The organism is Devosia sp. GW821-FHT12F11 (assembly GCF_058806655.1).
The window spans coordinates 189,519-214,067 of the sequence record NZ_JBXAPX010000004.1 but is presented as its reverse complement, the minus strand read 5'-3'; the positions used below and the strand labels follow the sequence as shown (position 1 = coordinate 214,067).

Sequence of the window (24,549 nt, the reverse complement as noted above, 5' to 3'; positions counted from 1 at the left end):
CTCACACGGAAGAGGCGGGCCGTAGCCCGCCTCCATGCTGCGCTCATCGTCAGCGGATGAACAGCAGGATGATGATGATCAGCCAGATGGGCACGCCCAGCAGCCAGAGCCCAAGTCCTCTCAGCATTAGCCTTCTCCTCTAGCGTGCGCGCCGGAACACGGTGCGGAACACCGTGCCGTTGTCGCGATGGTTGCCACCCATCTGAGCCGCCCAGTAAGCGCCGGCCGCACTGACCAGCAGGGACGCTGCAGTCAGGAAGGCGGCAAGCACGGCGGTCTTGCGGGCGGTTTCAGCAGCTGCGGCCGCGTCGGCCTTAGCCTTGTCGACAGCCGCCAGCACCTCGGTCACGCGGGCATTGGCTTCGTCCGCGCTGAGGCCGGTGTTGGTGGCGACGAGCTGGGCCAGATAGGCCTTGTCGGGATCGCTCACGCCATCGCCGAGCGCACCCTCAGCCAGGATCCGGCCGGTTTCGGCGCGCACCGCGGTGGTATCGGCCACCGGTGCCGTCGTCGCAGTGGGCGAGGGGCGAAACAACTGATCGACGAAATAGACATTCGGATCGATCGCGCTGCCGGCATCGTCGGCGACGGTCGCCGCGGCGTTGGTGATGGTCGAGGCTGCGGCGCCGACCGCGTTCGCCGCGGCACCGATGCCGCCGACGGCGATCAAACCGCCGATCACCAAGGCGCCAGCCCAGACGAGCAGTCCGTGTGCACCGTCGCGCACGTCTGCTTCATCTTCGGTAGCGTCATGATGGCGGCGGCGCATCCGACCGGTGACATAGGCGCCCGCCATGAAGCTCGAGACTTCCACCCACAGCAGCCAGATCCCGGCCGCAATGGCGATCCAGATTACCGGAACATCCGGGCCGGCGTGGAAGTTGACGAAGCTCAGTCCGATCGCAGAGCCGAAGCTCAGCAGGACCAGCGAGATCGCTGAGGCGATCACAATACCGGCGATGATCGCCGGCCAGTCGACATAGGAACTGTTGTCCGTCGCGGCCGGGGTTGAGGCAACGACGACGTCTACTTCGGAGGGAATGGTCATGGTGTGGTCCTTACCTCAGGCCGAAGAAGGACAGGACGGCGAGGATTACGACCACCAGGCCGACGAGGTAGATGATCCCGTTCATTTTTCTTGTTCTCCTATGACGCGGTTCGTCACAGAAAAGTGCGGAAACCAACGATTGGTTGCCTTGATCGGCAAATAATCCTAGCGGGCGTCGGTGTTGCGGCCGTCCGTTTCTTCCTCGTTTTCAACGCGCTCGGCGATCATCTTGCGGAGTCTGTGGAGTCGTGTCCGGTGAGTTCCTCGGCGCCGATGAGCCGGTTATCGGCACGGCGCAGCGCCAGGATCAGATCGTCGAGCTTGGCCTGCACCGCCTCGCCGTCGCGATTTTGGGTATGCTGCACCACGAACACCATCAGAAAGGTGTGGTGGTGGCTGTGTTGATCACCAACTGCCAGGTCTCTGAGAACCCGAACAGCGGTCCACTCACCGCCCATAGCACGATCAGCCCGCACGCTGCGGCGAAGGTCGCCGGCTTGCCGGCGTCGAGTGACACGAGGTTGGAGAATTGGTGGAAGAAACCTGCGGCCATGATGACACCTGCTGTGCAAAGTGTCGGATTCAATCGCGCAAGCGGCGGCGGGTTCCCGGTGCGGCGCCTTCAGACAAGCAGCAGCCCTGAAACGGTGAAGCGCCCTAAAGCCAGAAGCCGAGCGCGGTGGCTACCGTCACCGCGGCGACGAGGAGCAGGAAAGCGGCGAGCCAGCTCAGCAAACCGGGGGCTCGTCGGGGTGAGGTCGTTGGTGACATCGGGGCAACCCACAATGGAGGAGATTGCGTGCTCAACGCCCGGTTGCAGCGTCCCAAATGTCGCCCGCGGGGCGGCGGCTCAACCGGTCTGAGGGGGAGACTAGACCCTTGTCGGGCAGGGCCATACTCACAAAGACACGTGTCGGCGAAAAAGGGGAGTTGGTACGCCCGGATGGATTCGAACCATCGACCATCCGATTAAAAGTCGGATGCTCTACCACTGAGCTACGGGCGCTCCTGCCGCTCACGCGGATCGGCGCGGAACATAGGCATTGTGCCCCTGCTGTCAATCGCTAACGGCGAATGGCCCTCAGTTGAGTAGCGGTACCGGCTGGCCGGCATAGCTCGTGGGCTCGCACGGGACGCCCGCACGGTCGAGCCGGGCACACAGTTCGATTGCCGAGGCGCGATCGACCATCGGGCCGGCAACGATGATCTTGCCGTCGGTGCCGTCCTGCTCGGCGAGCACCGGGGTGAGGCCCACCAGCATGGTGCCGACCTGCGCCAGCAGCTCCTGCCACTGCGCTTCGGCAGTATCGGCACGCACCGGGAAGCCGAGCGCGATGCCGGGGGCGGAACCATCGGGAATAGCCAGCGGCATGGTGTTGGCGGAGAGCGGCACGGCCTTGAGCTTCACTTCGTTGGAGCCTGGCAGCAGCGGGCGCTGCCGCACGGCGACCGTGCCGCCTTCGGTCTCGAAGGTCAGGGTCTTGCCTGAGGTGATCGAACCGGTAGTGGTGGTGTCGATGGCCGCGGCAGCGGTGCGGGCCTTGGTCTGCACCTCCTCGAGGATCTTGGGCACGCTGACCTCGAGGGCGCCGACACGCCTGGTCACGGCGCCGGCGGCTTCCTCGTTCATGGCGAAGCGCTGCAGCAGCTGGGTGTTCTCGCGCTGCATGCGCGTCGATTCCTCTTCGAGCGTCGCGACCTGGGTGCGCAACTGGTTGATGGTGGAGCCTTCGAGGCGCGAGGCATGGAGCGCGCCATAGACGCTGGGCGGGATCAGGCCCGAGAGGTTGGCGCCAAGAATGGCCACGGCCCAGATGCCGAGCGCCGTGATGCCCCACATCGTCACATCCGCCGGACGAAACTGGTCTGCTGCCTTCGCCAAAGGTCCTGTCTCCCGAGAGCCCTACGAATCAGGCCGATTTTCGAGTTTACCACTCCGTAACCGCGTTATCGGATTCCCAACAACTTGCTGCCATAAACACGGGGGAAACGATGACCCCTGACGAGGGCCTCCCATGACTGAATTGCTGTCGATCATCCTGGCCGCGGGCGAAGGCACCCGCATGCGCTCGGCCACGCCGAAAGTGCTGCATCAGGTGGGCGGGTTGCCGCTGGTCGGGCACGTGGTGCGGACGGTCGCGGCCAGCTCTTCGGCTATCTCGGTGGTGATCGGGCCGGGGCACGACGCGGTCCAGGCAATGGTCGCGGGGCTGGCCCCGGCGGCAACATTCTCGACGCAGGCCGACCGCAGGGGCACTGCCCACGCAGTGAAACAGGCCGAAGCCGCCTACAGCAGCGCCAAGGGGAACGTGATCGTGCTTTATGCCGACACGCCGCTCGTGTCGGCGGAAACGTTGGCGGGCATCACCACGCGGCTCGATGGTGGCGCCGACATCGTGGTGGTGGGCTTCCGGCCCGAGGATACCACCGGTTACGGCCGGTTGATCACTGACAACGGACAGTTGCTGGCAATCCGCGAGCACAAGGATGCGACCGAGACCGAGCGGGCGATCGGGCTGTGCAACTCCGGTATCATGGGGTTTCGCGCCGACACGCTGCGTTCGGTGATCGACCGGATCGGCAACGCCAATGCCAAGGGCGAATTCTACCTCACCGACGCGGTGGAACTGGCGAGCGGCGACGGACGACGGATCGAGGTGGTAGAGGCCGATGCGAACGAGGTGATCGGAGTCGACGACCGGCGGAAGCTGTCGCAGGCCGAGGCACAGTTCCAGGAGCTGCGTCGCGACGACTTCATGCGCGCCGGGGTGACGTTGAAAGACCCGTCGACGGTGTATTTCTCCTATGACACCGAGATCGGCCGCGACGTGACGATCTTCCCCAACGTGGTGTTCGGGCCCGGGGTGAAGATCGCCGATGGGGTCGAGATCCGGGCGTTCTGCGATATCGAGGATGTGACGATCGGCGAGGGCTCCAGCATCGGGCCGTTCGCCCGCATCCGCGGCGGCGCCGAGTTGGGCAAGGACGTACACCTGGGCAACTTCGTCGAGGTGAAGAAGTCGGTGATCCATGATGGCGTGAAGGCCGGGCACCTGAGCTACCTCGGCGACAGCGAAGTGGGCGCCAGGACCAACATCGGGGCAGGGACCATCACCTGCAACTACGATGGCGTGAACAAATCCAAGACCACCATCGGCGCGAATGCTTTCATCGGCTCGAACTCGTCGCTGGTGGCGCCGGTGACTATCGGCGACGGGGCGTATATCGCTTCGGGCAGCGTTGTCACCAAGGACGTCGAAGCGGATGCGCTGGCCATTGGCCGCGCCCGGCAGGAGAACAAGCTCGGTTACGCGCCCAAGCTGAAGGCGCGGGCCGAAGCCATCAAACGCGCCAGATCTGGCAAGTAGGGGACCCACACCATGTGCGGTATCGTCGGGATTATCGGGACTGAACCGGTCGCGCCTCGGCTGGTCGATGCGCTGAAGCGGCTGGAGTATCGCGGCTATGACAGCGCCGGGGTCGCGACGCTGGAGGGTGGGCAGATCGGCCGCCGCCGCGCCGAGGGCAAGCTGGGTAATCTTGCCGCCAAGCTGAGCTTCGAGCCGCTCAGCGGCAATATCGGCATTGGTCACACCCGCTGGGCGACGCATGGCGCGCCGACCGAGGGCAACGCCCACCCACATGCCACCGACAAGGTGGCGGTGGTCCATAACGGCATCATCGAGAATTTCCGCGAGCTGCTCGCCGACCTCGCCAAGGACGGCTACCTGCCCAGGACGCAGACCGATACGGAATCGGTGGCGCTGTGGGTGACCCGCGAGATCGATCGCGGGCTCGACCCCGAGATGGCGGTGGCGCGGACGTTGAAAGAGCTGCGCGGTGCTTTCGCGCTGGCCTTCATGTTCAAGGGCGAGGATGCCTTGCTGATCGCCGCCCGCTCCGGCGCGCCGCTGGCTATCGGCTATGGCGCCGCCGAGATGTATCTGGGCTCCGACGCTATGGCGCTGGCGCCGTTCACTTCGCGCCTGAGCTACCTGCTCGATGGCGACTGGGCGGTGCTGACCAAGAACGGCGTCACCATCCGCGACGGCTCCGACGCCATCGTGCAGCGTGAGATGCTGGTGTCGGCCGCCTCGGCGCTGCTGGTCGACAAGGGCAACCACCGCCATTTCATGGCCAAGGAAATCTACGAGCAGCCAGAGACGGTATCGCACACGCTCAGCCACTATGTGGATATGAGCAGCGACCGGGTGGCGCTGCGCGAGGCGCTGCCGTTCGATTTCGCCACGCTCAAGCGGCTGACCATCTCAGCCTGCGGCACCGCGTCCTATGCCGGCATCGTCGCTAAATACTGGTTCGAACGCTATGCGCGGCTGCCGGTGGATGTCGATGTCGCCTCGGAGTTCCGCTATCGCGAGCCACCGCTGGAGCAGGGCGGCCTCAGCCTCTTCATCTCGCAATCCGGTGAGACCGCCGACACCCTCGCGGCCCTGCGCTATTGCGCCGGGCAGGGCCAGCATATCGCCTCGCTGCTGAACTCGCCGGAATCGACGATGGCGCGCGAGAGCCAGGTGGTGTTCCCGACGCTGTGCGGGCCGGAAATCGGCGTCGCCTCGACCAAGGCGTTCACCGCGCAGCTGACCGCACTGGCGAGCCTTGCCGTCGCGGCGGGCGTCGCCCGCGGCACGATCTCGGCGGCGCAGGAAGCCGAGCTGGTGCACAGCCTCACGACGCTGCCGACCGCCATCTCCGCGGCGCTGGCGCTCGAGGGGCAGGTCGAGGATATCGCCAAGCGGTTGAGCAAGGCCAAGGACGTGCTCTATCTCGGTCGCGGCCAGATGTACCCGATCGCCATGGAAGGCGCGCTGAAACTCAAGGAACTGAGCTACATCCACGCCGAGGCCTATCCGGCCGGCGAGCTGAAGCACGGGCCGATCGCGCTGGTGGACGAGCTGATGCCGGTGATCGTGGTGGCCCCGTCGGATGAGCTGATGAGCAAGACCCTCTCCAACATGCAGGAAGTGGCGGCGCGCGGCGGCAAGATCATCCTGATCACCGACGAGGTGGGCAAGGAGGCGGTGGGCGAAGGGGTGGCGGAAGTGCTGGTGCTGCCCAAGGTCGCGAGCTTCGTGGCGCCGATCCTCGCGACCATCCCGGTGCAGCTCTTGGCCTATCACACCGCCTCGTTCATGGGCACCGACGTCGACCAGCCGCGCAACCTCGCCAAGAGCGTGACGGTCGAGTAGCTCGTGCTCTCGGCCAGCCTGCCGGATGAACTGACGACCGCGATCCGCGAGCGCTATGAGCCAGCCGGACTGGTGCTGACCGAACGGCCGCGGCGCGAGGCGGAAAGCGCTGACTACGGCGCCTGCCGGTTCGGCCTCGACGGCCACCAGGTGGCGTTCCGCGTGGCGCGGACCACTCCGACCAAGATCGGGCAATTCGTCACCATCTGGAAGCGCGAGGCTCCCGACGCGGAGATCGCGCCGCTCGATGCCGCCGACGGCGTCGATCTGGTGATCGTCAGCGTCGCCGATGCCGGACATCGCGGCCAATTCGTCTTCGATCGTCAGGCGCTGATCGAGCACGGCGTGTTTTCGGTGGATGGCAAGGGTGGCAAACGCGCTCTGCGGGTCTACCCGCCCTGGAGCAAACCCATTGCCAAAGACGCTATGCGCACGCAGCAATGGCAGCTGCGGTACTTCTTGCCGTTCGATGCGCGCGATTGCAGCGCGGAGCTACGACGGCTGATGGCGGTGACCAAGTGAACAAGCCCTTCTTCGAGCAGGAACCGGAGCTCAACGTCCTCGGTGAGAAGCTGGTGCTGTGTTCGATGCACCCGCTGACCGGGTTCTTTCGCAACGGCAACTGCATCACCGGCCCGCTCGACGAGGGCCGGCACACGGTGTGCGCCGAGATGACCGATGCGTTCCTGGCGTTCTCGAAATCACGTGGCAACGACCTTTCGACCCCGATGCCGGAATATGCGTTCCCGGGCCTCAAGGCGGGCGACCGCTGGTGCCTCGTGGCGCTGCGCTGGGTTGAGGCGCTGGAGGCCGGCATGGCGCCGCGCGTGGTGCTTAGGGCGACGCACCAGTCGGTGCTGAACTATGTCGAGATCGACGTGCTCAGGAAGTACGCGGTGGAGTGAGGGCTGCGCGGGGACCCGGCGCGGGGTAGTACGGTTACCATTGGTGGCCCCCCAAACTCGGCGTCACCCCAGCGAAAGCTGGGGCCCATTTCTCGTTCTCGGCCAGCGCCAGAGGATGGTTGGGTCTCAGCTTTCGCTGGGATGACAGCCGGTGGGTGGGCAAGATGCTCTGGCTAACTTCCAACCGCCGACTGCCTAGTCCTCGATCAGCCGCTTCCCCAGACTCAGAGAGTCATGTCGCTCGTAACCTTGCGCGTCGTAGAACCTCAGCACGCCGTCGTTTTCACCGCGCACCAGCAGGTTGATCTTCGGGCAGCCCATCGCCGTGAGGCGGTGTTCGAGTTCGGCCAGCAGCGCAGCGCCATAGCCTTTGCCGGCGTGCTCCTCGGCAGCCGCGAGGTAGTAGACCGAGCCGCGGTGGCCGTCGTAGCCGCCCATGCGGTGGCGATGACCTCGCCGTCGCGCTCGCCAACGAGGAACAGTTCGGGCTGCACCGCGAGCTTGCGCTCGATGTCCTTCAGCGGATCGTTCCATGGCCGGGTCAGGCCACGGGCTTGCCAGAGGGCAACGACCGCGTCGGTGTCGCGGCGTTCGAAGGGGCGGATATGCATGGAGGTCAGCCGGCTCGGAGCAGGGGAATGGCGAGGTCTTTGCGGAACAGATAGAGCAGCGTGCGCAGGGCGTCGCCGTCACGTCCGGTCAGGCCGGGGTTACGGGTTAGTGCGTCCTTGGCGTCCTCATGCGCCCACTCAAGCAGGTGCCGGTGCACATCGGGGACGGCGAGATGGTAGCCGGGCATGCCGGATTGCCGGGTGCCGAGCACATCGCCCTGGCCGCGCAGTTCCAGGTCCTTCTCGGCGATGACGAAGCCATCCTCGGTGCCCTTGATGGTCTCGAGCCGGGCCTTGGCGGTTTCGCTCAGCGGTTCCTTGTAAAGCAGCAGGCAGGCGGAGCGCTGGCTGCCGCGACCGACGCGACCGCGGAGCTGGTGGAGCTGCGCCAGGCCGAAACGCTCGGCATGCTCGATGATCATGATGGTGGCGTTGGGCACGTCGACGCCGACCTCGATGACGGTGGTGGCGACCAGAATCTTGGCCTCGTTGCGCTGGAAGCGCTCCATCGCCTCGGCCTTGGCGGCAGCGCTCATGCGGCCATGGATCAGGACCACTTGCTCACCGAACACCTTCTTCAGCTCGGCGAACCGATCTTCGGCGGCAACCACTTCGAGATGCTCGCTTTCCTCGACCAGCGGGCAGACCCAGAAGGCCTGCGCCCCCTCGGCGATGCGGCTCTCCAGGCGCTGGATGACGCGGGCGTATTCGCCGATGGAGAGCACGGCGGTATCGATCGGCTGTCGACCGCGCGGCTTTTCGCGCAGGATGCTGACCGCCATGTCGCCGAAATGGGTGAGCACCAGGGTGCGCGGGATCGGCGTGGCCGTCATCACCAGCAGGTCGGCATGCAGGCCTTTCTCGCTGAGCGCCAGGCGCTGGTGGACGCCGAAGCGGTGCTGCTCGTCGACCACGGTGAGGCCGAGATTGTGAAAGTCGACGCCGGTCTGGAACAGTGCGTGGGTCCCGACGACGATATCGGTCGAGCCGTCGGCGATGCCTGACAGCACGGCGCGGCGCTCGGCGGCAGTCATCTTGCCGGTGAGCAGCACAATGCCGAGGCCGACCTGGTCGCAGAGCGGTTTCAGCGTCTTGTAGTGCTGGCTGGCGAGGATTTCGGTCGGCGTCATCAGCGCCGACTGCGCGCCGCTCTCGGCCATCGCCGCCATCGCCATCAGCGCGACGACGGTCTTGCCGGCGCCGACATCGCCCTGCAGCAGGCGCGACATGCGCTCGGGTGCAGCGAGGTCGCGGCGGATATCCTCGACGGCGAGCCGCTGGCCCTCGGTGAGAGTGTAGGGCAGGGCGGCCTCGACCCTGGCGGAGATCTCGCCGGTGAAGCTGCGGGCAATGCCGCGCGGGGCGATGAGCTGCGAGCGGACGATCAGCAGGGCGAGCTGGCCGGCCAGATACTCGTCATAGGCGAGCCGCATGCGGTTCTTCGACCAGAGCTGCGCCTCGTCAGGGGTTTCGGGGGCGTGCGAGGCCTGCATCGCGGCGCGAAAGCTGGGCCAGCCGAACTCGGCGATGCGCTCGGCCGGCATCCATTCCGGCAGGTCGGGCAGCGTCTCCAGCACCTGCCGGGTGAGCTTGATCAGGGCGCGGGAGCTGAGGCCGTGAGTGAGCGGATAGACCGGCTCGACCAGCGGCATATCCTCGAACTTGTCGGCTTCGACGACATAGTCCGGATGGGTAATCTGCTTTTCGCCCTGGAAGAAACCGATGGTGCCGGAGACGTAACGCGTCTCGCCGACCGGCAGGAGCTTCTCCACCCAGCCGCCCTGGGCGCGGAAATACACCAACTGGATCTCGCCGGTTTCGTCGTGCGCGAACACCCGATGCGGGATATGCGGCCGGCCGCGCGGCGGCGACTGGTGGCGGTCGATGTGGAGCTTCAGCGTCGCGATGTTGTTGTGCACGGCGTTGGCGATGCCATCCATGCGGCGGCGGTCGACGATGCCGGTGGGCATGTGCATCAAGAGGTCGAGCGCGATGGCTTCCTGCCCCTCGGGCGCGCCGAAGAAGCGGGTCAGCAGGGCGCTGAGCTGCGGCCCCACCCCCTTGATGGAGTGGAGCGAGCGAAACAGCGGATCGAGGGCAGGCGGACGGGACATGCAACTGGGGTCGGAGAAATTTGCCGATGAGTTGTGGCAAAATCGGCTGCCGATTGCCACCGGCTTGCAGGTGTCCGTTGCGGCGGAGACACCACGTGGCCGCGACGGGCATGCTTGCTGACCACGTGACACGGGGGCGATATCCGCGTAAACACGCCATCCACATTCCCCGAGACCTCCCGATCATGGCCCTTCAAAAAGACGCCGGTGAAGATTCTGCTATGCGGTTGCGCCGGTTGCGCTATCGCGCCTGGCACCGCGGCACCAAGGAGATGGACCTGCTGCTCGGGCCCTATGCGGATGCGCGGCTGGAGGTCATGGACGGGGGGGAACTCGATCGCTTCGAGACGCTGCTCGAGGAGCTGGATACGGACCTCCTCGCCTGGCTGATGGGGCAGGAGCCGGCGCCCGCCGACGCCGACCACGACCTGCTCGCCGACCTGCTCAGATTCCGGACTGCCAAATGACCGACCAGCGCGCCGATCGCACTCTTTCGAACGTCCCCGATGGCATGCAGCCGGTGGTGCTGGCGCGCCTCATCGAGGAGCGGCTGAAGGCGGCGCCGGATGCAGCGGTGAGCGCGGTGTTCGTGGCGCGCGATGGTCGGCGCCTGCAGCGCATGGTGGAAATCCTCGAGCAGTTGATGCCGGGACACCAGTTGCTGACCCTGCCGGCCTGGGACTGCCTGCCCTATGATCGGGTATCGCCTAACGGCGTGACCATCGCGGCGCGGATGACGACGCTCTCGAGCCTCGCCAGCGGCGCGGCCAAGGGGGCCATCGTCCTCACCACGGTCAATGCGCTGGTGCAGAAGCTACCGCCGCGCGAGGTGGTCGCCGGGATGAGCTTTGCCGCAGCGGCAGGGCAGGTGGTGGATAGCGAGAAGCTCATCGCCTGGGCGGCCGGCAATGGCTACCTGCGTGTGCCGACGGTGCGCGAGACCGGCGAATATGCCGTCCGCGGCGGGCTGGTCGACCTCTATCCGGCGGGCGTCGAATCGCCGCTGCGCTTCGATTTCTTCGGCAAGCAGCTGGAGACGATCCGCACCTTCGATCCGGACAGCCAGCGTACCACCGGCAATCTGAAGCGCATCGCGCTGGCGCCGATGAGCGAGGTGCTGCTGAGCGAGGAGGCGATCCGCCGCTTCCGGGCGCGCTACACCACGATGTTCGGCGGCAATACCGTCGACGATCCGCTCTATGCGGCGGTAAGCGCCGGCCAGCGCTATCCGGGTGTCGAGCACTGGACGCCGTTCTTCTACGACGAGCTGGACCACCTCGCTGCCTACACCGAGGATGCGCCGTTCGTCTTCGACGACCAGGCACGGGAAGCTTTCGCCGACCGGCAGACGCAGATCTCGGACTATTACCAAGCGCGCGAGGATGCGCGGCACGAGAAGCAGTCGCAGGGCGCGGCGCCCTACAAGCCGGTGCCGCCGGCGCAGCTCTACGAGATGGAGCGCGCGCCCTACACGCTGGCGCCGGACAAGGGCGTGGTGCAGCTGTCGCCGTTCGCGACGCCCGACACCAGGAAGGTCGACGATGCCGGCGGGCGCGTAGCGCCGAGCTTTGCCGCCGAGCGGCAGGCGCAGGACGTCAACCTGTTCGAGGCGGTGGTCAAACTGTTCCGCGCCGAGCGCAAGAAAGCGCGCAAGACCATCATCGCCTGCTGGTCGGAAGGCTCGCGCGATCGCATGGCGCAGGTGCTGGCCGACCACGGGTTGGCGCATCCGCGCCTCGCCGAGAACTGGCGCGATGCCGAGACAACCTCGCCGGAAACCACCGCGCTGGTGGTGCTGGGGCTCGAGACCGGGTTCCAGACCGACGACATGCTGGTGCTGAGCGAGCAGGACATTCTCGGCGAGCGGCTACTGCGCCCGCAGAAGCGGCGCAAGGCCTCCGACGCGCTGACCGAGGCTGCCGGCCTCGCGGCGGGCGACCTCGTCGTGCATGTCGACCACGGTATTGGCCGGTTCCTGGGCCTCAAGACCATCGAGGTACAGGGCGCGCCGCACGATTGCGTCGAGATCGAATATGCCGGCAACACCAAGCTCTACCTGCCGGTCGAGAATATCGAACTGTTGTCGCGCTACGGCGCCGACGCGATCATCGAGCTCGACAAGCTGGGCGGCGTCGCCTGGCAGGCCAAGAAGAGCAAGCTGAAGAAGCGCATCCGCGACATGGCGGAGCAGCTGATCAAGATCGCGGCGCTGCGGCAGCTGTCGACGGTGCCGCCGATGGATGTGCAGCCGGGGCTCTACGAGGAGTTCGCGGCGCGCTTCCCCTATGACGAGACCGAAGACCAGCTGGTCGCCATCAACGCGGTGTTCGAGGATCTGGCGTCGGGCCGGGTGATGGACCGGCTGGTGTGCGGCGATGTCGGCTTCGGCAAGACCGAGGTGGCGCTGCGCGCGGCGTTCGCCGTGGCGATGTCGGGGCGGCAGGTGGCGGTGGTGGTGCCGACGACACTGTTGTCGCGCCAGCACTTCAAGACCTTCAGCGAGCGCTTCTCCGGCCTGCCGCTGCGCATCCGGCAGGCCTCGCGGCTGGTGTCGTCGACCGAACTCAAGGCGACCAGAGAAGAGCTGGAAAAGGGCACCGTCGATATCGTCGTCGGCACGCATGCGCTGCTGGCGAAATCCATCCAGTTCAAGGACCTGGGCCTGCTGATCATCGACGAGGAGCAGCATTTCGGCGTTGCTCACAAGGAGCGGCTGAAGGAGCTGAAGGGCAACGTCCACGTGCTGACGCTGACCGCAACGCCGATTCCACGCACGCTGCAACTGGCGCTGACCGGGGTGCGTGACCTGTCGCTCCTCGCGACACCGCCGATCGATCGTCTCGCCATCCGCACATTCGTCTCGCCATTCGATCCGCTCAGCGTGCGCGAGGCGCTGCTGCGCGAAAAGTACCGCGGTGGCCAGGCGTTCTACGTGGTGCCCAAGATCAAGGACCAGCCTGACATCGCCGAGTTCCTGCGCCAGCAGGTGCCGGAGGTGAGCTATGTCGTCGCCAATGGCCAGATGCCGCCGAGCGAGCTCGACGACATCATGAACAATTTCTACGATGGCAAGTTCGACGTGCTGGTCGCCACCACGATCGTCGAATCCGGGCTCGATATCCCCAATGCCAATACGCTGGTTGTGCACCGGGCCGACAATTTCGGCCTCGCGCAGCTCTATCAGATCCGCGGCCGCATCGGGCGGGCCAAGCAGCGCGCCTATGCACTGTTCACCATTCCGCCTGACCGCAAGCTCAATGACACCGCCGAGCGGCGACTGACGGTGCTGCAGTCGCTCGAAACGCTGGGGGCAGGGTTCCAGCTGGCGAGCCATGACCTCGATATCCGCGGCGCCGGTAACCTGCTCGGCGACGAGCAGTCGGGCCACATCCGCGAAGTCGGGTTCGAGCTCTACCAGGCGATGCTGGAAGAGGCGGTGGCGGCGCTGCGCGACGGCGACGCCGACTACGAGGAACGCAACGAGTGGAGCCCGACGATCTCGCTGGGCATGCCGGTGATGATCCCCGAATATTATGTGCCCGACCTGCAACTGAGGATGCAGCTCTACCGCCGCCTCGGCGACCTCTCGGATGCGCGCGAGATCGATGCGGCAGGGGCCGAGCTGATCGATCGCTTCGGGCCGCTGCCGGAAGAGGTGGAGGCGCTGCTCAAGGTGATCCTGGTGAAGGCGCTTTGCCGCACCGCCAATGTCGAGAAGGTCGATGCCGGCCCCAAGGGCGCAGTCGTTACGCTGCGGAACAAGACGTTCCCCAACCCTGCCGGGCTAGTGCGGATGGTCTCCGATCCGCAGATGCAGGTGCGGATCAAACCTGATCAGAAACTCGTGTTCAGCCGTGACTGGCCGACGGCCGAGGCGCGACTGAAGGGGACCGCCGCGATACTGTCGAGAATGGCCCGTCTGGCGGCGGAATCGAGCGCTGCGGCAACACTCGCAGGTTAAAGCTTTCGGAAGTCATCTCGGTCATGTTATTGCCGCGTTTCGTGCCTTGAAGAGCGCACGAAGAAGGGTGGCCGGGAGAGTCACCGATGGTAGGACACCACAAGGAAATTCAATGACCCTCAAAAAGCTCGTCGTTGCTGGTTTCGCGGTTGCCGCGCTGATGATGCCCTCGTTCGGGGCGCTCGCGCAGGACGCCACCACGCCGGCAGCCCCCGCCGAGGGTGGGGCAGCACCGGCGGCGCCTGCTGCCGACGCTGCTGCTGCGCCTGCGGCAGCTGCCAATCCCGCTCAGAACTGGCTCAAGGTCTGCGACCCCATCGATGGCGGCAAGCAGGCCTGCATCATGCGCCAGGTCGTCGTCGCCAACGGCCAGTTCCTCGGCTCGTTCCTGTTGCGTGACGATCCGGGCCAGGAGAGCCGCCTGCTCGCCGTCGCCGCGGTGCCGCTTGGGGTGCTGCTGCCGTTCGGCCTCACCTGGCAGATCGACGGCGGCAAGCCGATCCGCGTGCCGTTCATGCTGTGCGACCCGCAGAGCTGCGCCACCCAGCTGGTGATCAACGAGGCTTACGTGAACAGCCTCAAGAAGGGCGGCGTGCTGAAGCTCACCGCCAAGAACCGCCAGAACAAAGATCTGGTGATCGACATCACGCTGGCCGGCTTCACCTCGGTCTATGATGGCGCCGCCGCGATGACCTTCGACGAGTTCAACAAGCAGTCGACCGCTCCGTCGGCGCTGGAAAAGCAGCTGCAGGATCGCGCCGAAGAGCTGCGCAAGCAGCTCGGTACCGAGGGCGCCGCGCCGCCGGCCACGCCGGCTGCCCCGCAGTAAGCGGATCAAAAGAGTGAGAATCGAAAGGGCGCCTCCGGGCGCCCTTTTGTTTAGGTTGCACCGTTGAGGTTCCGACCTCGGCCTCCCCACCGGCGTCATCCCCGCGCAGGCGGGGACCCAATGGGATCTCAGAGGTTCAGCGGGTGCCGCAGCATCCCACTAGGTTCCCGCTTGCGCGGGAATGACGTCGGTGCAGAGCAGCAGCGCTGTGTCTTGTGAACTCACCCCTGGCCCATGCCGAGCCCGAAGGCCCGCTTGCGCAGTGGTGGCAGCAGGCGCAGGGCCCAGAGGCCGCCGGCGCGCAGCGCCTGGGCCGGCAGGAAGTCGCTGAGCAGCGAACGGAACAGCGCGTCGACCATGCCGCCGGTGCGCTCGAGATCGTCGGCGCGGCGCTGGGCGTAGTCGATGCTCACGGCATTGGCCCAGCCGGCGGCGCTTCGGTCGGCGGCAGCGAGCGACGCGGCGAGATCGGCGACGTCGCGCAGCCCCAGGTTGAGGCCTTGCGCGCCGATCGGCGGAAAGGCGTGCGCGGCCTCGCCGGCGAGCACGATGCCATCCATGCCGGCGCGCTCGACGGTGAGGGTCGAGAGCAGGAACATGTGCGCCGGGGTCAGCAGCTGGATATCGCCGAACAGGCGCTGCGACTTCGCGAGGAAAGCGGTGCGGAGGCCATCCTGGCCGGTGGCCTGGGCGGCTTTCAGCACCTCGCGGTCGTCGATCCAGACGAGGTTGGCGCGCGATCCGCCCGCGGGAACCAGGGTGAACGGACCCTGCTCGTAGTGCAATTCGACCGAGGCGCCGCCGAGCGGACGGCCGAGCTCCAGGTCGCAGACCAGCGCCGACTGGGTGAAGCCGTGTTCGCGAGCACGGAAATCGGTGGCAACGCGGACCAAGGACTTCTTGCCGTCCGAGCCGACGACCAGTGGCGCCTCGACGACGCTGCCATCGGCGAGCGTCAGCACCCAGCCGGCGGTGCCGCGCTCGATCGAGGCGAGCGCCAGTTCACGGGTCTCGAGGTTGTCGAGCGAGGCGCGGGCCGCTTCGAAAGCTTCGAGCAGCTTGATGTTGGGAAAGTTCCAGCCGAACGCTTCGAGGCCGGCATCCTTGCTGTCGAACAGCGTCTCGGGCGCACGCAGCAGCCGATCGGTGGCGTCGATGATGCGGATCTGGGTCAGCGGGTGGCCGAGCGCTGCAGGGTCGCCGATCAGGCCGGCTGCGCGCAGGTAGTCGACGCTCGGGCCCATCAGTGCCGAGGTACGCCGGTCGGGCGGGCCTTTGGGCGCAAGGTGCAGGGTGCGAAGACCGGCGCGGGCGACGGCAACCGCCGCCGCCACGCCGGCAAGGCCCCCACCCACGACGACCGCTTCGAGCGCGCCGCTCATCGGGCCAGCGCCAGCCGCTTGTCGCGGCCGCTCGGAATGACCAGCGCGCCGGCGTAGGAGCCGGCGAACATGGCGAGGAGGAAGATCAGCAGATTGTCGGGCCAGAAAGCGATCAGCGAGATCGCCGGGCCCGGGCAGATGCCCGACATGCCCCAGCCGATGCCGAACAGTGCGGCGCCGCCGACCAGCGGCGCATCGATGTGGTGGAATTCCGGCTCATGGAACTGGGCGTCGAACAGCGGCGCCTGGCGGGCGCGGCTGATGCGGACAGCGATGAACATCACGGCGATGGCGGCGACGATGACGAAGGCGAGGCTCGGATCCCAGCCGCCGGTGGGGATGGCGGTGAAATCGAGGAAGCGCAGCACCTTCAGTGGATCGACCATCTGCGAGATGTAGAGACCGGCGCCGAACAACAGGCCGCTGACGGCAGCAGTGGCGAGATAGGGGAGGCGAAGGTTCATGTCAGACGATCCCGGTGACGGCGACAGTGAGGATGGCGACCGAAAAGAACACCCCGACCGCAACGAACGAGCGCCGGGAGAGTCGGGCGATGCCGCAGACGCCATGGCCTGAGGTGCAGCCATTGCCGATCTTGGTGCCGAAACCGATCAACAGCCCCGAAATGGCGACCCAGAGCGGGGCAGGGACGTTCCAGCCCGGCGGAGGTGATGCCAGCTGTGCCGGTGCTCCGCCAGGGCCGCCGACGCCGAGGCCGGGGATCAGCCACGCGGCCACGAGGGCCCCGAGCACCAGCGCCACGAGAAATATCAGCCGCCACACCACGGTGCGTGCCGGCGGCAGCAACTGCCCGAAGATTCCCGAGATGCCGGCGATGCGGCCGTTGCCGAGCCAGAGCAGTGCCGAGGCGAGCCCGATGAGCACTCCGCCAATCAGGGCGGGGATGGGAGAGAACGCGTCCATGGGGGAACCTTCGAGTGGAGCCGAGCCATTACAATAGCAGCGGCAGCATTGACGGGCCAGCTTCGGCACGATGCGATCGTGCCACCGGCCGGGGGCGCGATGAAAAACCGCACCCTGTGCGGAGCCTCCTGCGCACTCTTCCAACAATCGCGCCGCGGCCCTAAGTATGTCGCCACCTGATCAACCTGACCGGAGCTGTCGATGCTGGAACTCCTCTACGATCCCAACGTGTGGGCTGCCTTCCTGACCCTCACAGCGATGGAGATCGTGCTCGGCATCGACAACATCGTCTTCATCTCGGTGCTGGTGTCGCGTCTGCCCAAGGAGCAGGCAGATCGCGCCCGCAAGCTCGGCCTGGCGCTGGCGCTGGTCTTCCGCATCCTCCTGCTGCTGGTGATCTCCTGGATCATCAGCCTTACGCAGCCGGCCTTCGACATCATGGGCTTTGCCCCCTCGTGGAAGGATTTGATCCTGATCGCCGGTGGCGCCTTCCTCGTCTACAAGGCGACGCACGAGATGCATGCCGAGATCGAGGAGCCGCACGAAGAGGAAGACAACCTCAAGAAGCAGGCCTCGATGGCGTTCGCTGCGATCATCAGCCAGATCATCGTCATCGACCTGGTGTTCTCGATCGACTCGATCGTCACCGCCGTGGGGATGGCAGACCAGGTCGAGGTGATGATTGCCGCGGTGATCGTCGCCGTGGGCGTGATGTTCATCGCATCGGGTCCAGTGGCCGACTTCGTCGCCAAGCACCCGACCACCAAGATGCTGGCGCTGGCCTTCCTCCTGCTGATCGGCACCTCGCTCGTGGCCGACGGCCTCGGCTTCCATATCCCCAAGGGTTACATCTACTCGGCCATGGGCTTCTCGGTGCTGGTCGAGGCGATCAATATCATCGCCAAGGAGCGCAAGTTGCGCGCCCGGGCGGCCTCGGGGCGTCCGGTGTCTGCCGTGGGGCACGCCCCGGTAGCGGCTGCCTCGACAGCGCCAGCCAAGCCAAAGACCAAGTCGACTTCGACGGCGCGGGCTCAGGCCAAGCCGAAATCGGCGCCGCGGAAGTAGGCTCTCGTCCGGCCCCAGCGCCCCCTCTCCCTTTGGGAGAGGGGGGCGGGGTGAGTGGCCTTATGCAAGCGCCGAAGCTGAAGAAGGCCCGCTCACCCGGCCCTGCGGGCCGTCCTTTCCCCAAGGGAGAGGTTGAAGCTGGTGACCCGCGCCCTGAAATGCAAAAGCCCGCGGTTTCCGCGGGCTTTCTCTATTCCGAACATGACGGGCGCGATCAGCTCTGGCCGGCGCGCAGGCCTGCGGCGATCTCGCGGTTGATGTTGATCAGCACGGTGAGCTTGTTGGCCGAGGGCTCGGCCTGGATGGTCATCGTCTGCTTCATCACGAACAGGCCGAGATTGGCGATGTTCTCGCGCAGCGCCTTGGGCAGCTGGCTTTCTTCGCCGGTCACCGAGCCGAGGAACACCGTCCACAGTTTGCGGTTGAACATCAGGGCGGCGGTCAGTTCGTGACGCTCGTTGTCCCAGTCGTCTCGGACCCGCTGCATCTGGCCGGCCGCTCGAGAGAGGAGGTTGGCCTCGAGAAGACGAGGATTGACCGTCTGCCTGCCTACCTGCTGGTAGGCGAGCGCCGCACTATTCTGCATTGCCGAGGAGTTCCTGTTCGTACTGAATCAGCTTTTTCGCAGCCTTGAGTGCTTTGTACAGGGAGCCGGTTAATATCTCGTTATTGATTTCGTCAACAATGCGGATTGTTGATGGCGCTGCTGTGATGATGTCATTGACCAGCTGAAAGTAGTCTTGGGTAAGTCGTTCGACGTTCTCGTGAATGTACATGAGCTGTACAGCCAAGTAGATGCGCTTGGCCGGACTGGTCGCGGTTTCGAAGGTAAGGATGTCCTTCTCGCGTAGGATTGGCGCCTTGCCGTCAATGAACAGCCGGGTCCGCTGATCCGAGTTCGTAATGACACAGTTGCCGACGATCAGGCGTTCGCCCGGCTTCAACTCGACCTTTAGCGACATGTCGGTGGTTCAACCCCGTGATTCCGTGGTGCAGCATACTGCATGCGCCGCGTCACCAAAACGCTACCGGCGCACGGCGAATGCGGGGGCTCCGAGCCCGAACAGGACGATCAGAGTGAGAAGGGCGTCGGGAGACGATCAGAACAGCCGCAGCACCGCCTGGTCGGCCTGCGAGGCCATCGACAGTGCGGTCGAACTCAGCTGCTGGCGCGTCTGCAGGGCGAGGAGGTTGGCCGCTTCCTGGTTGGTGTCGGCGAGGGTGAGGTTCGCCGCGCCGGTCTCGAGCGTGTTGATCATCGACTTGGTGAAGTCGTTGCGGTTCTCGACGATCGACAGGTTCGAGCCGAAGGCCGAGGCCTGCGATCGAAGTTTTCCGAGCGCGTCGCTGAGTTTGCCGAGGCGCGCGTCGAGCGAGGCGTCATTGTCGAAGTCGGCGAAGATGGCCGAGGTAATGTCCAGCGTGGTGTTGTTGATCGAGGTCGGGCCGCCATCGGCATCCTTGGCCTGAATGTCGATGGTCGAGGTGCCGGTTTCGTTGAACGTGAGCTTCAGCTTGTCGCCGCGCAACAGGTTGATGCCGTTGAACGAGGCATCGTCAGCGAGCTTGTCGAGCTGGTCGCGCAGCTCGTTGAACTGTTTGACAAGGTTCTTGCGCACCTCGTTGCCGCCGATATCCGCGGTGCCCGTGGTGCCGTCGATCTCTCCGTCCGTGCCAACGCCATGGACCGTCAGCTCTTCGGTCGAGAGGTTCTCGATCCGGAGCTTGCCGTTGTCGTTGGAGGCGCGGACCTTGTCCTTGAGGGCGGAGTTGCTGTTGATCGACTGCAACAGTTGATCGACCGAGTAGGTTCCGGCCGTCGCGCCGGCAGTCACCCCGGGCGAGGCCCCGAATACCGAGACGGCGTCCGGACCACCCACGCTGATGTTGTTCGAGCCATCCGCCGCACCGGCCAGGTCGATCCGGTTGCCGGACCCACCGACGGTCACTCCCGCCACCCCTTGAGCGGTCAGCTGCGCCTGAATGTAGTTGCGCGCATCGGTGACGGTGCCGGCGTTGGCACTCGTAAGGTTGATTGTGGCCGTGTCTGTGCCGTTGGAGATGGTGACCTGTTTGGATGCGCCATCTGTGCCGGGGGTGCCGGGAGTAGGTGCCGCGCCCAGAAAGTCCGCGTACACATACGCCACATCGATCGACACCCCCGAGCTTGATCCGGTTGTCGCTGACGTAAAGCGAATGGAAGTGCCGTCGTGGCTTGCTGTGAGAAGGCTATCCTGTCCGGTGCGCTGCAGCGTGTAGTTGATGGCGGCAGTGAACTCCCCGATGCTGTTCACGACGCCGTCGTTGTTCCCCACTGCGGCGATATCTGTGTCGGCTACCTCAAGTTGTATCGCTGCACCGTCGACGGTCAGATCGAAGATGGGGTTCCACCCTCCCGTGTGATCCATGCCACCGTCTTGGGTCGTGTCAAAGACGAACTCGGCATATCCCGCCGTGGCCACGGGAGCCTGATAGTCAGCGCTTGCCACAACTGCTGCCGGGACTGCGCCGGAGCTCCCCAGCGACACGCCGACGGCGCTCGATCCGACTGCTCCGCCCGTGAACTCCAGCAAACCTGTGGCTCCGGCGTCGACCGTGAAGCTCTGGGTCTTGAACGACTTGTCCTGCCGCGCCTGGCGCAGCGTCGACTGCATCGACTCGACCGTCCTGGTGATCGAGCTCAAACCGTTATCGGCCGCCTCGATGGTCTTGATGCCGTTCGACATCGAATCGAGCAGGTTCGACATATCGCCGGCGCGGCTGTTGAGCGACGCTGCAGTGAAGAAATTGGTGGGGTTGTCGAGCGCCGAGTTGACCTTGAGGCCGGTGGCGAGGCGCTCCTGGGTCTTGGCCATCGAGGCCGCGGTCGACTGGAGCGAAAGCAGGTTCGAGCGAACCGCCTTGGAGAGGTTTACATCAGCCACGTTACAAACCTTCTGGTCTGTCTAAAATGCCCGCGTCCTGGGGCCCGGCCCGTCAATGCTGTATCTATCGGGCCATAATCGAAAACAGCCGGTTAATCGGCGTACCAAAACAGTCTAGCGCAAAGAAAAAGGCGGGCCGGAGCCCGCCTTCGTCTTGTCTTGCGACTGGCGTCTTAGAACAGACGCAGCACGGCCTGGTCGGACTGCGAGGCCATCGACAGCGCCGTCGAAGACAGCTGCTGGCGGGTCTGCAGGGCAAGCAGGTTTGCTGCTTCCTCGTTGGTATCGGCAAGCGTGAGGTTCGCCGCACCGGTCTCGAGGGTGTTGATCATGTTCTTGGTGAAGTCCTGGCGGTTCTGCACGATCGACAGGTTCGAGCCGAAGGCCGAAGACTGCGAACGCAGGGTCCCCAGGGCGTCGCCGAGCTTGCCCAGCTTGGCGTCGATCGACGCGTCGCTGTCGAGGTCCTTGTCGGCAACCGAGGTGATGCCAAGCGTGGTGTTGTTGATCGAGGTCGCGTCGCCATCGGAATCCTTAGCCTGGATGTCGATGGTCGAAGTGCCCGTCTCGTTGAACGTCAGCTTGAGCTTGTCGCCGCGGAGCAGGTTGATGCCGTTGAAAGAGGCGTCATCAGCCAGCTTGTCGAGCTGGTCACGCAGTTCGTTGAACTGCTTGGCCAGGTTCTTGCGGACCTCGTTGCCACCGATGGCGGTCTCGGCGGTCGAACCGTCGATCTCACCGTCCGAAGCCACACCGGTCACGGTCAGCTCTTCGGTCGAGAGGTTCTCGATGCGGAGCTTGCCGTTGTCGTTGGAAGCGCGGACCTTGTCCTTCAGCGAGGTGTTGCCGTTGATCTCGGAAACCAGAGCGTCAACAGTCTTCACTGCACCGGCGGCCACGGCAGCGGCACCCGTGTTGGATGCAGCAGCGATGCCCGAGGTGTTGCTGAGGGTGTCGGCGCCACCACCGTTGACCGCGCCAACGGCGGAGATCGCGACGGACGAACCGGCACCGGTGGTGTTCGAGGTGAAGGTGAGGGCAGCGCCCGAGCCGCCCACGGTGACACCGGTCACGCCGGCATCGGTGAGAGCCTGGGTCACGGCGGTACGCAGTTCGGCACCGTCGTCGATGGTCGTGCCGGCGATGCCGGCATCGGTCAGTGTCTGTGCATCGATCGTCACCGCAGTGGCGGCGCCACCGTCGACGGCAATCGAGAAGTTCAACTGGTCGCCGGCGTTGTCGAAGGTCAGCGTGGTGCCGAAGTTCGAGCTGACGGTACCGGCAGTGGCGGCAGAGCCGGCGCCGGTGGTGTTGAGGTTGACGCTGACCGGCGTGGTGCCGACGGCGCCGCCCTCGAACGACAGCGTCTTCACCGCGGTGGTGCCGACGGCTGCGGTATCAACTGCGAACGAACCGGTCTTGAACGACTTGTCCTGGCGCGCCTGGCGGAGCGTGGACTGCATCGACTCGACGGTCTTGGTGATCGACGAAAGGCCGTTGTCCGCAGCTTCAATGGTCTTGATGCCGTTGGACATGGAGTCGAGCAGGCTCGCCATATCCGAAGCACGAGAGTTGAGCGAAGCGGCAGTGAAGAAGTTAGTCGGGTTGTCGAGAGCCGAGTTCACCTTCAGACCAGTGGCGAGACGCTCCTGCGTCTTGGCCATGGACGAAGCGGTGGACTGGAGGCTCAGCAGGTTCGAGCGAACTGCCTTTGACAGATTTACATCAGCCATTTTGGAGGCCCTTTCTGGGTCCGTACTCAGTTACTAACCGTCTCTCCTGAGACGCGGCTGGATCATCGGTCGGGACCGGCAAAAGAAGTCTTAAGTTCGATCGGTGAATTGAAGTTTGGCGTAGGCATTCGAGGCAAAGTTAATGAGCAGTTTGCTCAATGCTTCGAAGTGGTACGCAAAGCCGCTTAGGCAAAGAAAAGGCGGGCCGAAGCCCGCCTTTGGTATTCCCTGGGGTGCGTCGCCTTAGAACAGGCGGAGCACGGCCTGGTCGGCCTGCGAGGCCATCGACAGGGCTGTCGAGCTGAGCTGCTGGCGGGTCTGCAGGGCCAGCAGGTTCGCCGCTTCCTCGTTGGTATCGGCCAAGGTCAGGTTCGCTGCGCCGGTTTCCAGCGTGTTGATCATGTTCTTGGTGAAGTCGGTGCGGTTCTGCACGATCGACAGGTTCGAGCCGAAGGACGAGGCCTGCGAGCGGAGCTTGCCGAGGGCGGTACCGAGGATTTCCAGCTTCGCATCGAGCTTGGAGTCGAGGTCGAAGTCGGAGTTGACGACGTGATCAATGCCCAAGGTGGTGTTGTTGATGGCGATCGGATCGCCATTCTCGTTCTTGGCCTGGATATCGATGGTCGAGGTGCCGGTCTCGTTGAACGTCAGCTTGAGCTTGTCGCCGCGGAGCAGGTTGATGCCGTTGAAAGAGGCATCGTCGGCGAACTTGTCGAGCTGGTCGCGCAGTTCGTTGAACTGGGTGACGAGGTTCTTGCGAACGGTGTTGCCGCCAATGTCACCGGTGCCAGTGGTGCCGTCAATCTCGCCGTCCGAGCCAACGCCGGTCACGGTCAGCTCTTCGGTCGAGAGGTTCTCGATGCGGAGCTTGCCGTTGTCGTTGGAGGCGCGGATCTTGTCCTTCAGCGAGGTGTTGGTGTTGATCTCCTGAACGAGGGCATCAACGGTCTTGACCGCACCTGCGGCCACGGCAGCGGCACCGGTATTCGATGCGGCAGCGATGCCGGAGGTGTTGGTGAGAGTGTCGGCGCCACCGCCGTTGACCGCACCCACGGCGGAGATGGCAATGGACGAGCCAGCGCCGGTGGTGTTCGACGTGAAGGTGAGGGCAGCGCCCGAGCCGCCCACGGTGACGCCGGTCACGCCGGCGTCGGTGAGGGCCTGGGTCACCGCGGCACGCAATTCGGCGCCATCGTCGATGGTCGTGCCGGCGATGCCGGCGTCGGTCAGCGTCTGGGCGTCGATCGTCACGGCGGTAGCGGCGCCACCGTCGACGGCGATCGAGAAATTCAACTGATCGCCGGCATTGTCGAAGGTCAGCGTTGTGCCGAAGTTCGAGGTGACGGTACCGGCAGTGGCGGCAGAGCCTGCGCCGGTGGTGTTGAGGTTGATGCTCACCGGCGTGGTGCCGATGGCGCCGTCCTCGAACGACAGCGTCTTCACCGAGGCTGTGCCGATGGCGGTGGCGTCGAGCGCATAGGACATCGTCTTGAACGACTTGTCCTGCCGCGCCTGACGCAGGGCCGACTGCATCGACTCGACGGTCTTGGTGATGGAGCTGACGCCGTTATCGGCGGCCTCGATGGTCTTGATGCCGTTCGACATCGAGTCCAGCAGGTTTGCCATGTCGGACGCACGACTATTCAGCGACGCGGCAGTGAAGAAGTTGGTCGGGTTGTCGAGCGCAGTGTTCACCTTGAGACCGGTGGCGAGACGCTCCTGCGTCTTGGCCATCGAGGCTGCAGTGGACTGAAGGCTCAGCAGGTTCGAGCGAACCGCCTTTGACAGGTTAACTTCCGGCATGGGTGGAATCCCTTCTGGCTAAATCGATAATCTCGTCCTGAGA

The 24,549-nt window shown here is 65.1% G+C and carries 22 protein-coding genes and 1 tRNA gene; 8 read left to right on the top strand and 15 right to left on the bottom strand.

Annotated features, from left to right (window positions below; all coding sequences use genetic code 11):
• Positions 1 to 139: 139 nt before the first annotated feature.
• The 5 genes from AC1ROK_RS13885 to AC1ROK_RS13865 form a co-directional block, all read right to left on the bottom strand.
• Entirely contained in the window at positions 140 to 1,048 is a 909-nt protein-coding gene (locus AC1ROK_RS13885; protein ID WP_492847803.1) for a hypothetical protein, read from the bottom strand.
• 224 nt (positions 1,049 to 1,272) lie between these two features.
• A complete protein-coding gene (locus AC1ROK_RS13880; protein WP_492847801.1) occupies positions 1,273 to 1,413 on the bottom strand; it encodes a low affinity iron permease family protein in 141 nt (46 codons plus the stop codon).
• Positions 1,414 to 1,424: 11 nt separating this feature from the next.
• Complete coding sequence (locus AC1ROK_RS13875; protein WP_492847799.1) at positions 1,425 to 1,601, bottom strand: low affinity iron permease family protein; 177 nt, start codon at positions 1,599 to 1,601, stop codon at positions 1,425 to 1,427.
• A 378-nt stretch (positions 1,602 to 1,979) separates the two neighbouring features.
• Positions 1,980 to 2,054 (bottom strand) — tRNA-Lys (locus AC1ROK_RS13870).
• Positions 2,055 to 2,129: 75 nt separating this feature from the next.
• Positions 2,130 to 2,930, bottom strand: a complete 801-nt coding sequence (locus AC1ROK_RS13865; RefSeq protein WP_492847797.1) for a hypothetical protein — start codon at positions 2,928 to 2,930, stop codon at positions 2,130 to 2,132.
• A gap of 133 nt (positions 2,931 to 3,063) precedes the next feature.
• Here AC1ROK_RS13865 and glmU point away from each other — a divergent pair, with 133 nt between their 5' ends.
• Genes glmU through AC1ROK_RS13845 form a run of 4 tightly spaced genes read left to right on the top strand, consistent with a single transcriptional unit; the run spans position 3,064 to position 7,160 of the window.
• Positions 3,064 to 4,416: a bifunctional UDP-N-acetylglucosamine diphosphorylase/glucosamine-1-phosphate N-acetyltransferase GlmU gene (gene glmU / locus AC1ROK_RS13860; protein ID WP_492847795.1), complete on the top strand. Its 1,353-nt coding sequence runs from the start codon at positions 3,064 to 3,066 to the stop codon at positions 4,414 to 4,416.
• 12 nt (positions 4,417 to 4,428) lie between these two features.
• Complete coding sequence (glmS, locus tag AC1ROK_RS13855; protein WP_492847793.1) at positions 4,429 to 6,255, top strand: glutamine--fructose-6-phosphate transaminase (isomerizing); 1,827 nt, start codon at positions 4,429 to 4,431, stop codon at positions 6,253 to 6,255.
• A 3-nt stretch (positions 6,256 to 6,258) separates the two neighbouring features.
• A complete protein-coding gene (locus AC1ROK_RS13850) occupies positions 6,259 to 6,777 on the top strand; it encodes a MepB family protein (protein ID WP_492847791.1) in 519 nt (172 codons plus the stop codon).
• Positions 6,774 to 7,160, top strand: a complete 387-nt coding sequence (locus tag AC1ROK_RS13845) for a DUF2237 family protein (RefSeq protein WP_492847789.1) — start codon at positions 6,774 to 6,776, stop codon at positions 7,158 to 7,160. The genes AC1ROK_RS13850 and AC1ROK_RS13845 overlap by 4 nt, the downstream gene beginning before the upstream one ends.
• 195 nt (positions 7,161 to 7,355) lie before the next feature.
• Here the strand turns inward: AC1ROK_RS13845 and AC1ROK_RS13840 are convergent, their stop codons facing one another.
• Both AC1ROK_RS13840 and recG read right to left on the bottom strand, forming a co-directional pair.
• A complete protein-coding gene (locus tag AC1ROK_RS13840) occupies positions 7,356 to 7,598 on the bottom strand; it encodes a GNAT family N-acetyltransferase (protein WP_492847787.1) in 243 nt (80 codons plus the stop codon).
• A gap of 178 nt (positions 7,599 to 7,776) precedes the next feature.
• Positions 7,777 to 9,885, bottom strand: coding sequence for an ATP-dependent DNA helicase RecG (recG, locus tag AC1ROK_RS13835; RefSeq protein ID WP_492847785.1), 2,109 nt, complete (start codon positions 9,883 to 9,885; stop codon positions 7,777 to 7,779).
• Positions 9,886 to 9,980: 95 nt separating this feature from the next.
• Here recG and AC1ROK_RS13830 point away from each other — a divergent pair, with 95 nt between their 5' ends.
• From AC1ROK_RS13830 to AC1ROK_RS13820, 3 genes are all read left to right on the top strand, one after another.
• The gene (locus AC1ROK_RS13830) at positions 9,981 to 10,352 is read left to right on the top strand and encodes an FAD assembly factor SdhE (protein WP_492847783.1); all 372 of its coding nucleotides are present in this window, start codon (positions 9,981 to 9,983) and stop codon (positions 10,350 to 10,352) included.
• Positions 10,349 to 13,846 carry a transcription-repair coupling factor gene (mfd, locus tag AC1ROK_RS13825; RefSeq protein ID WP_492847781.1) on the top strand — a complete coding sequence of 1,166 codons (3,498 nt, stop codon included), beginning with the start codon at positions 10,349 to 10,351 and terminating at the stop codon, positions 13,844 to 13,846. The genes AC1ROK_RS13830 and mfd overlap by 4 nt, the downstream gene beginning before the upstream one ends.
• Positions 13,847 to 13,958: 112 nt before the next feature.
• Positions 13,959 to 14,675: an invasion associated locus B family protein gene (locus AC1ROK_RS13820; RefSeq protein ID WP_492847780.1), complete on the top strand. Its 717-nt coding sequence runs from the start codon at positions 13,959 to 13,961 to the stop codon at positions 14,673 to 14,675.
• 221 nt (positions 14,676 to 14,896) lie between these two features.
• Here AC1ROK_RS13820 and AC1ROK_RS13815 read toward each other — a convergent pair whose 3' ends face one another.
• From AC1ROK_RS13815 to AC1ROK_RS13805, 3 genes are read right to left on the bottom strand one after another with little or no spacing between them, the layout of a single operon-like run.
• Positions 14,897 to 16,057, bottom strand: coding sequence for an FAD-dependent monooxygenase (locus tag AC1ROK_RS13815; protein WP_492847778.1), 1,161 nt, complete (start codon positions 16,055 to 16,057; stop codon positions 14,897 to 14,899).
• Positions 16,054 to 16,521, bottom strand: a complete 468-nt coding sequence (locus AC1ROK_RS13810; RefSeq protein ID WP_492847776.1) for a DUF6691 family protein — start codon at positions 16,519 to 16,521, stop codon at positions 16,054 to 16,056. Before AC1ROK_RS13810 ends, AC1ROK_RS13815 begins: the two co-directional genes overlap by 4 nt.
• A gap of 1 nt (position 16,522) precedes the next feature.
• Positions 16,523 to 16,981 carry a YeeE/YedE family protein gene (locus AC1ROK_RS13805; RefSeq protein ID WP_492847774.1) on the bottom strand — a complete coding sequence of 153 codons (459 nt, stop codon included), beginning with the start codon at positions 16,979 to 16,981 and terminating at the stop codon, positions 16,523 to 16,525.
• A 201-nt stretch (positions 16,982 to 17,182) separates the two neighbouring features.
• Between AC1ROK_RS13805 and AC1ROK_RS13800 the strand changes: the two genes are divergently transcribed.
• Positions 17,183 to 18,046: a TerC family protein gene (locus tag AC1ROK_RS13800; protein WP_492847772.1), complete on the top strand. Its 864-nt coding sequence runs from the start codon at positions 17,183 to 17,185 to the stop codon at positions 18,044 to 18,046.
• 214 nt (positions 18,047 to 18,260) lie between these two features.
• Here the strand turns inward: AC1ROK_RS13800 and flaF are convergent, their stop codons facing one another.
• The 5 genes from flaF to AC1ROK_RS13775 form a co-directional block, all read right to left on the bottom strand.
• Entirely contained in the window at positions 18,261 to 18,632 is a 372-nt protein-coding gene (gene flaF, locus AC1ROK_RS13795; protein ID WP_492847771.1) for a flagellar biosynthesis regulator FlaF, read from the bottom strand.
• Positions 18,622 to 19,008, bottom strand: coding sequence for a flagellar biosynthesis repressor FlbT (gene flbT / locus AC1ROK_RS13790; protein WP_069908332.1), 387 nt, complete (start codon positions 19,006 to 19,008; stop codon positions 18,622 to 18,624). The genes flaF and flbT overlap by 11 nt, the downstream gene beginning before the upstream one ends.
• Before the next feature lie 138 nt (positions 19,009 to 19,146).
• Positions 19,147 to 20,970, bottom strand: coding sequence for a flagellin N-terminal helical domain-containing protein (locus AC1ROK_RS13785; RefSeq protein ID WP_492847769.1), 1,824 nt, complete (start codon positions 20,968 to 20,970; stop codon positions 19,147 to 19,149).
• 173 nt (positions 20,971 to 21,143) lie between these two features.
• Entirely contained in the window at positions 21,144 to 22,703 is a 1,560-nt protein-coding gene (locus AC1ROK_RS13780; RefSeq protein ID WP_492847767.1) for a flagellin N-terminal helical domain-containing protein, read from the bottom strand.
• 243 nt (positions 22,704 to 22,946) lie between these two features.
• A complete protein-coding gene (locus AC1ROK_RS13775; RefSeq protein ID WP_492847765.1) occupies positions 22,947 to 24,506 on the bottom strand; it encodes a flagellin N-terminal helical domain-containing protein in 1,560 nt (519 codons plus the stop codon).
• Between the last annotated feature and the right edge of the window lie 43 nt (positions 24,507 to 24,549).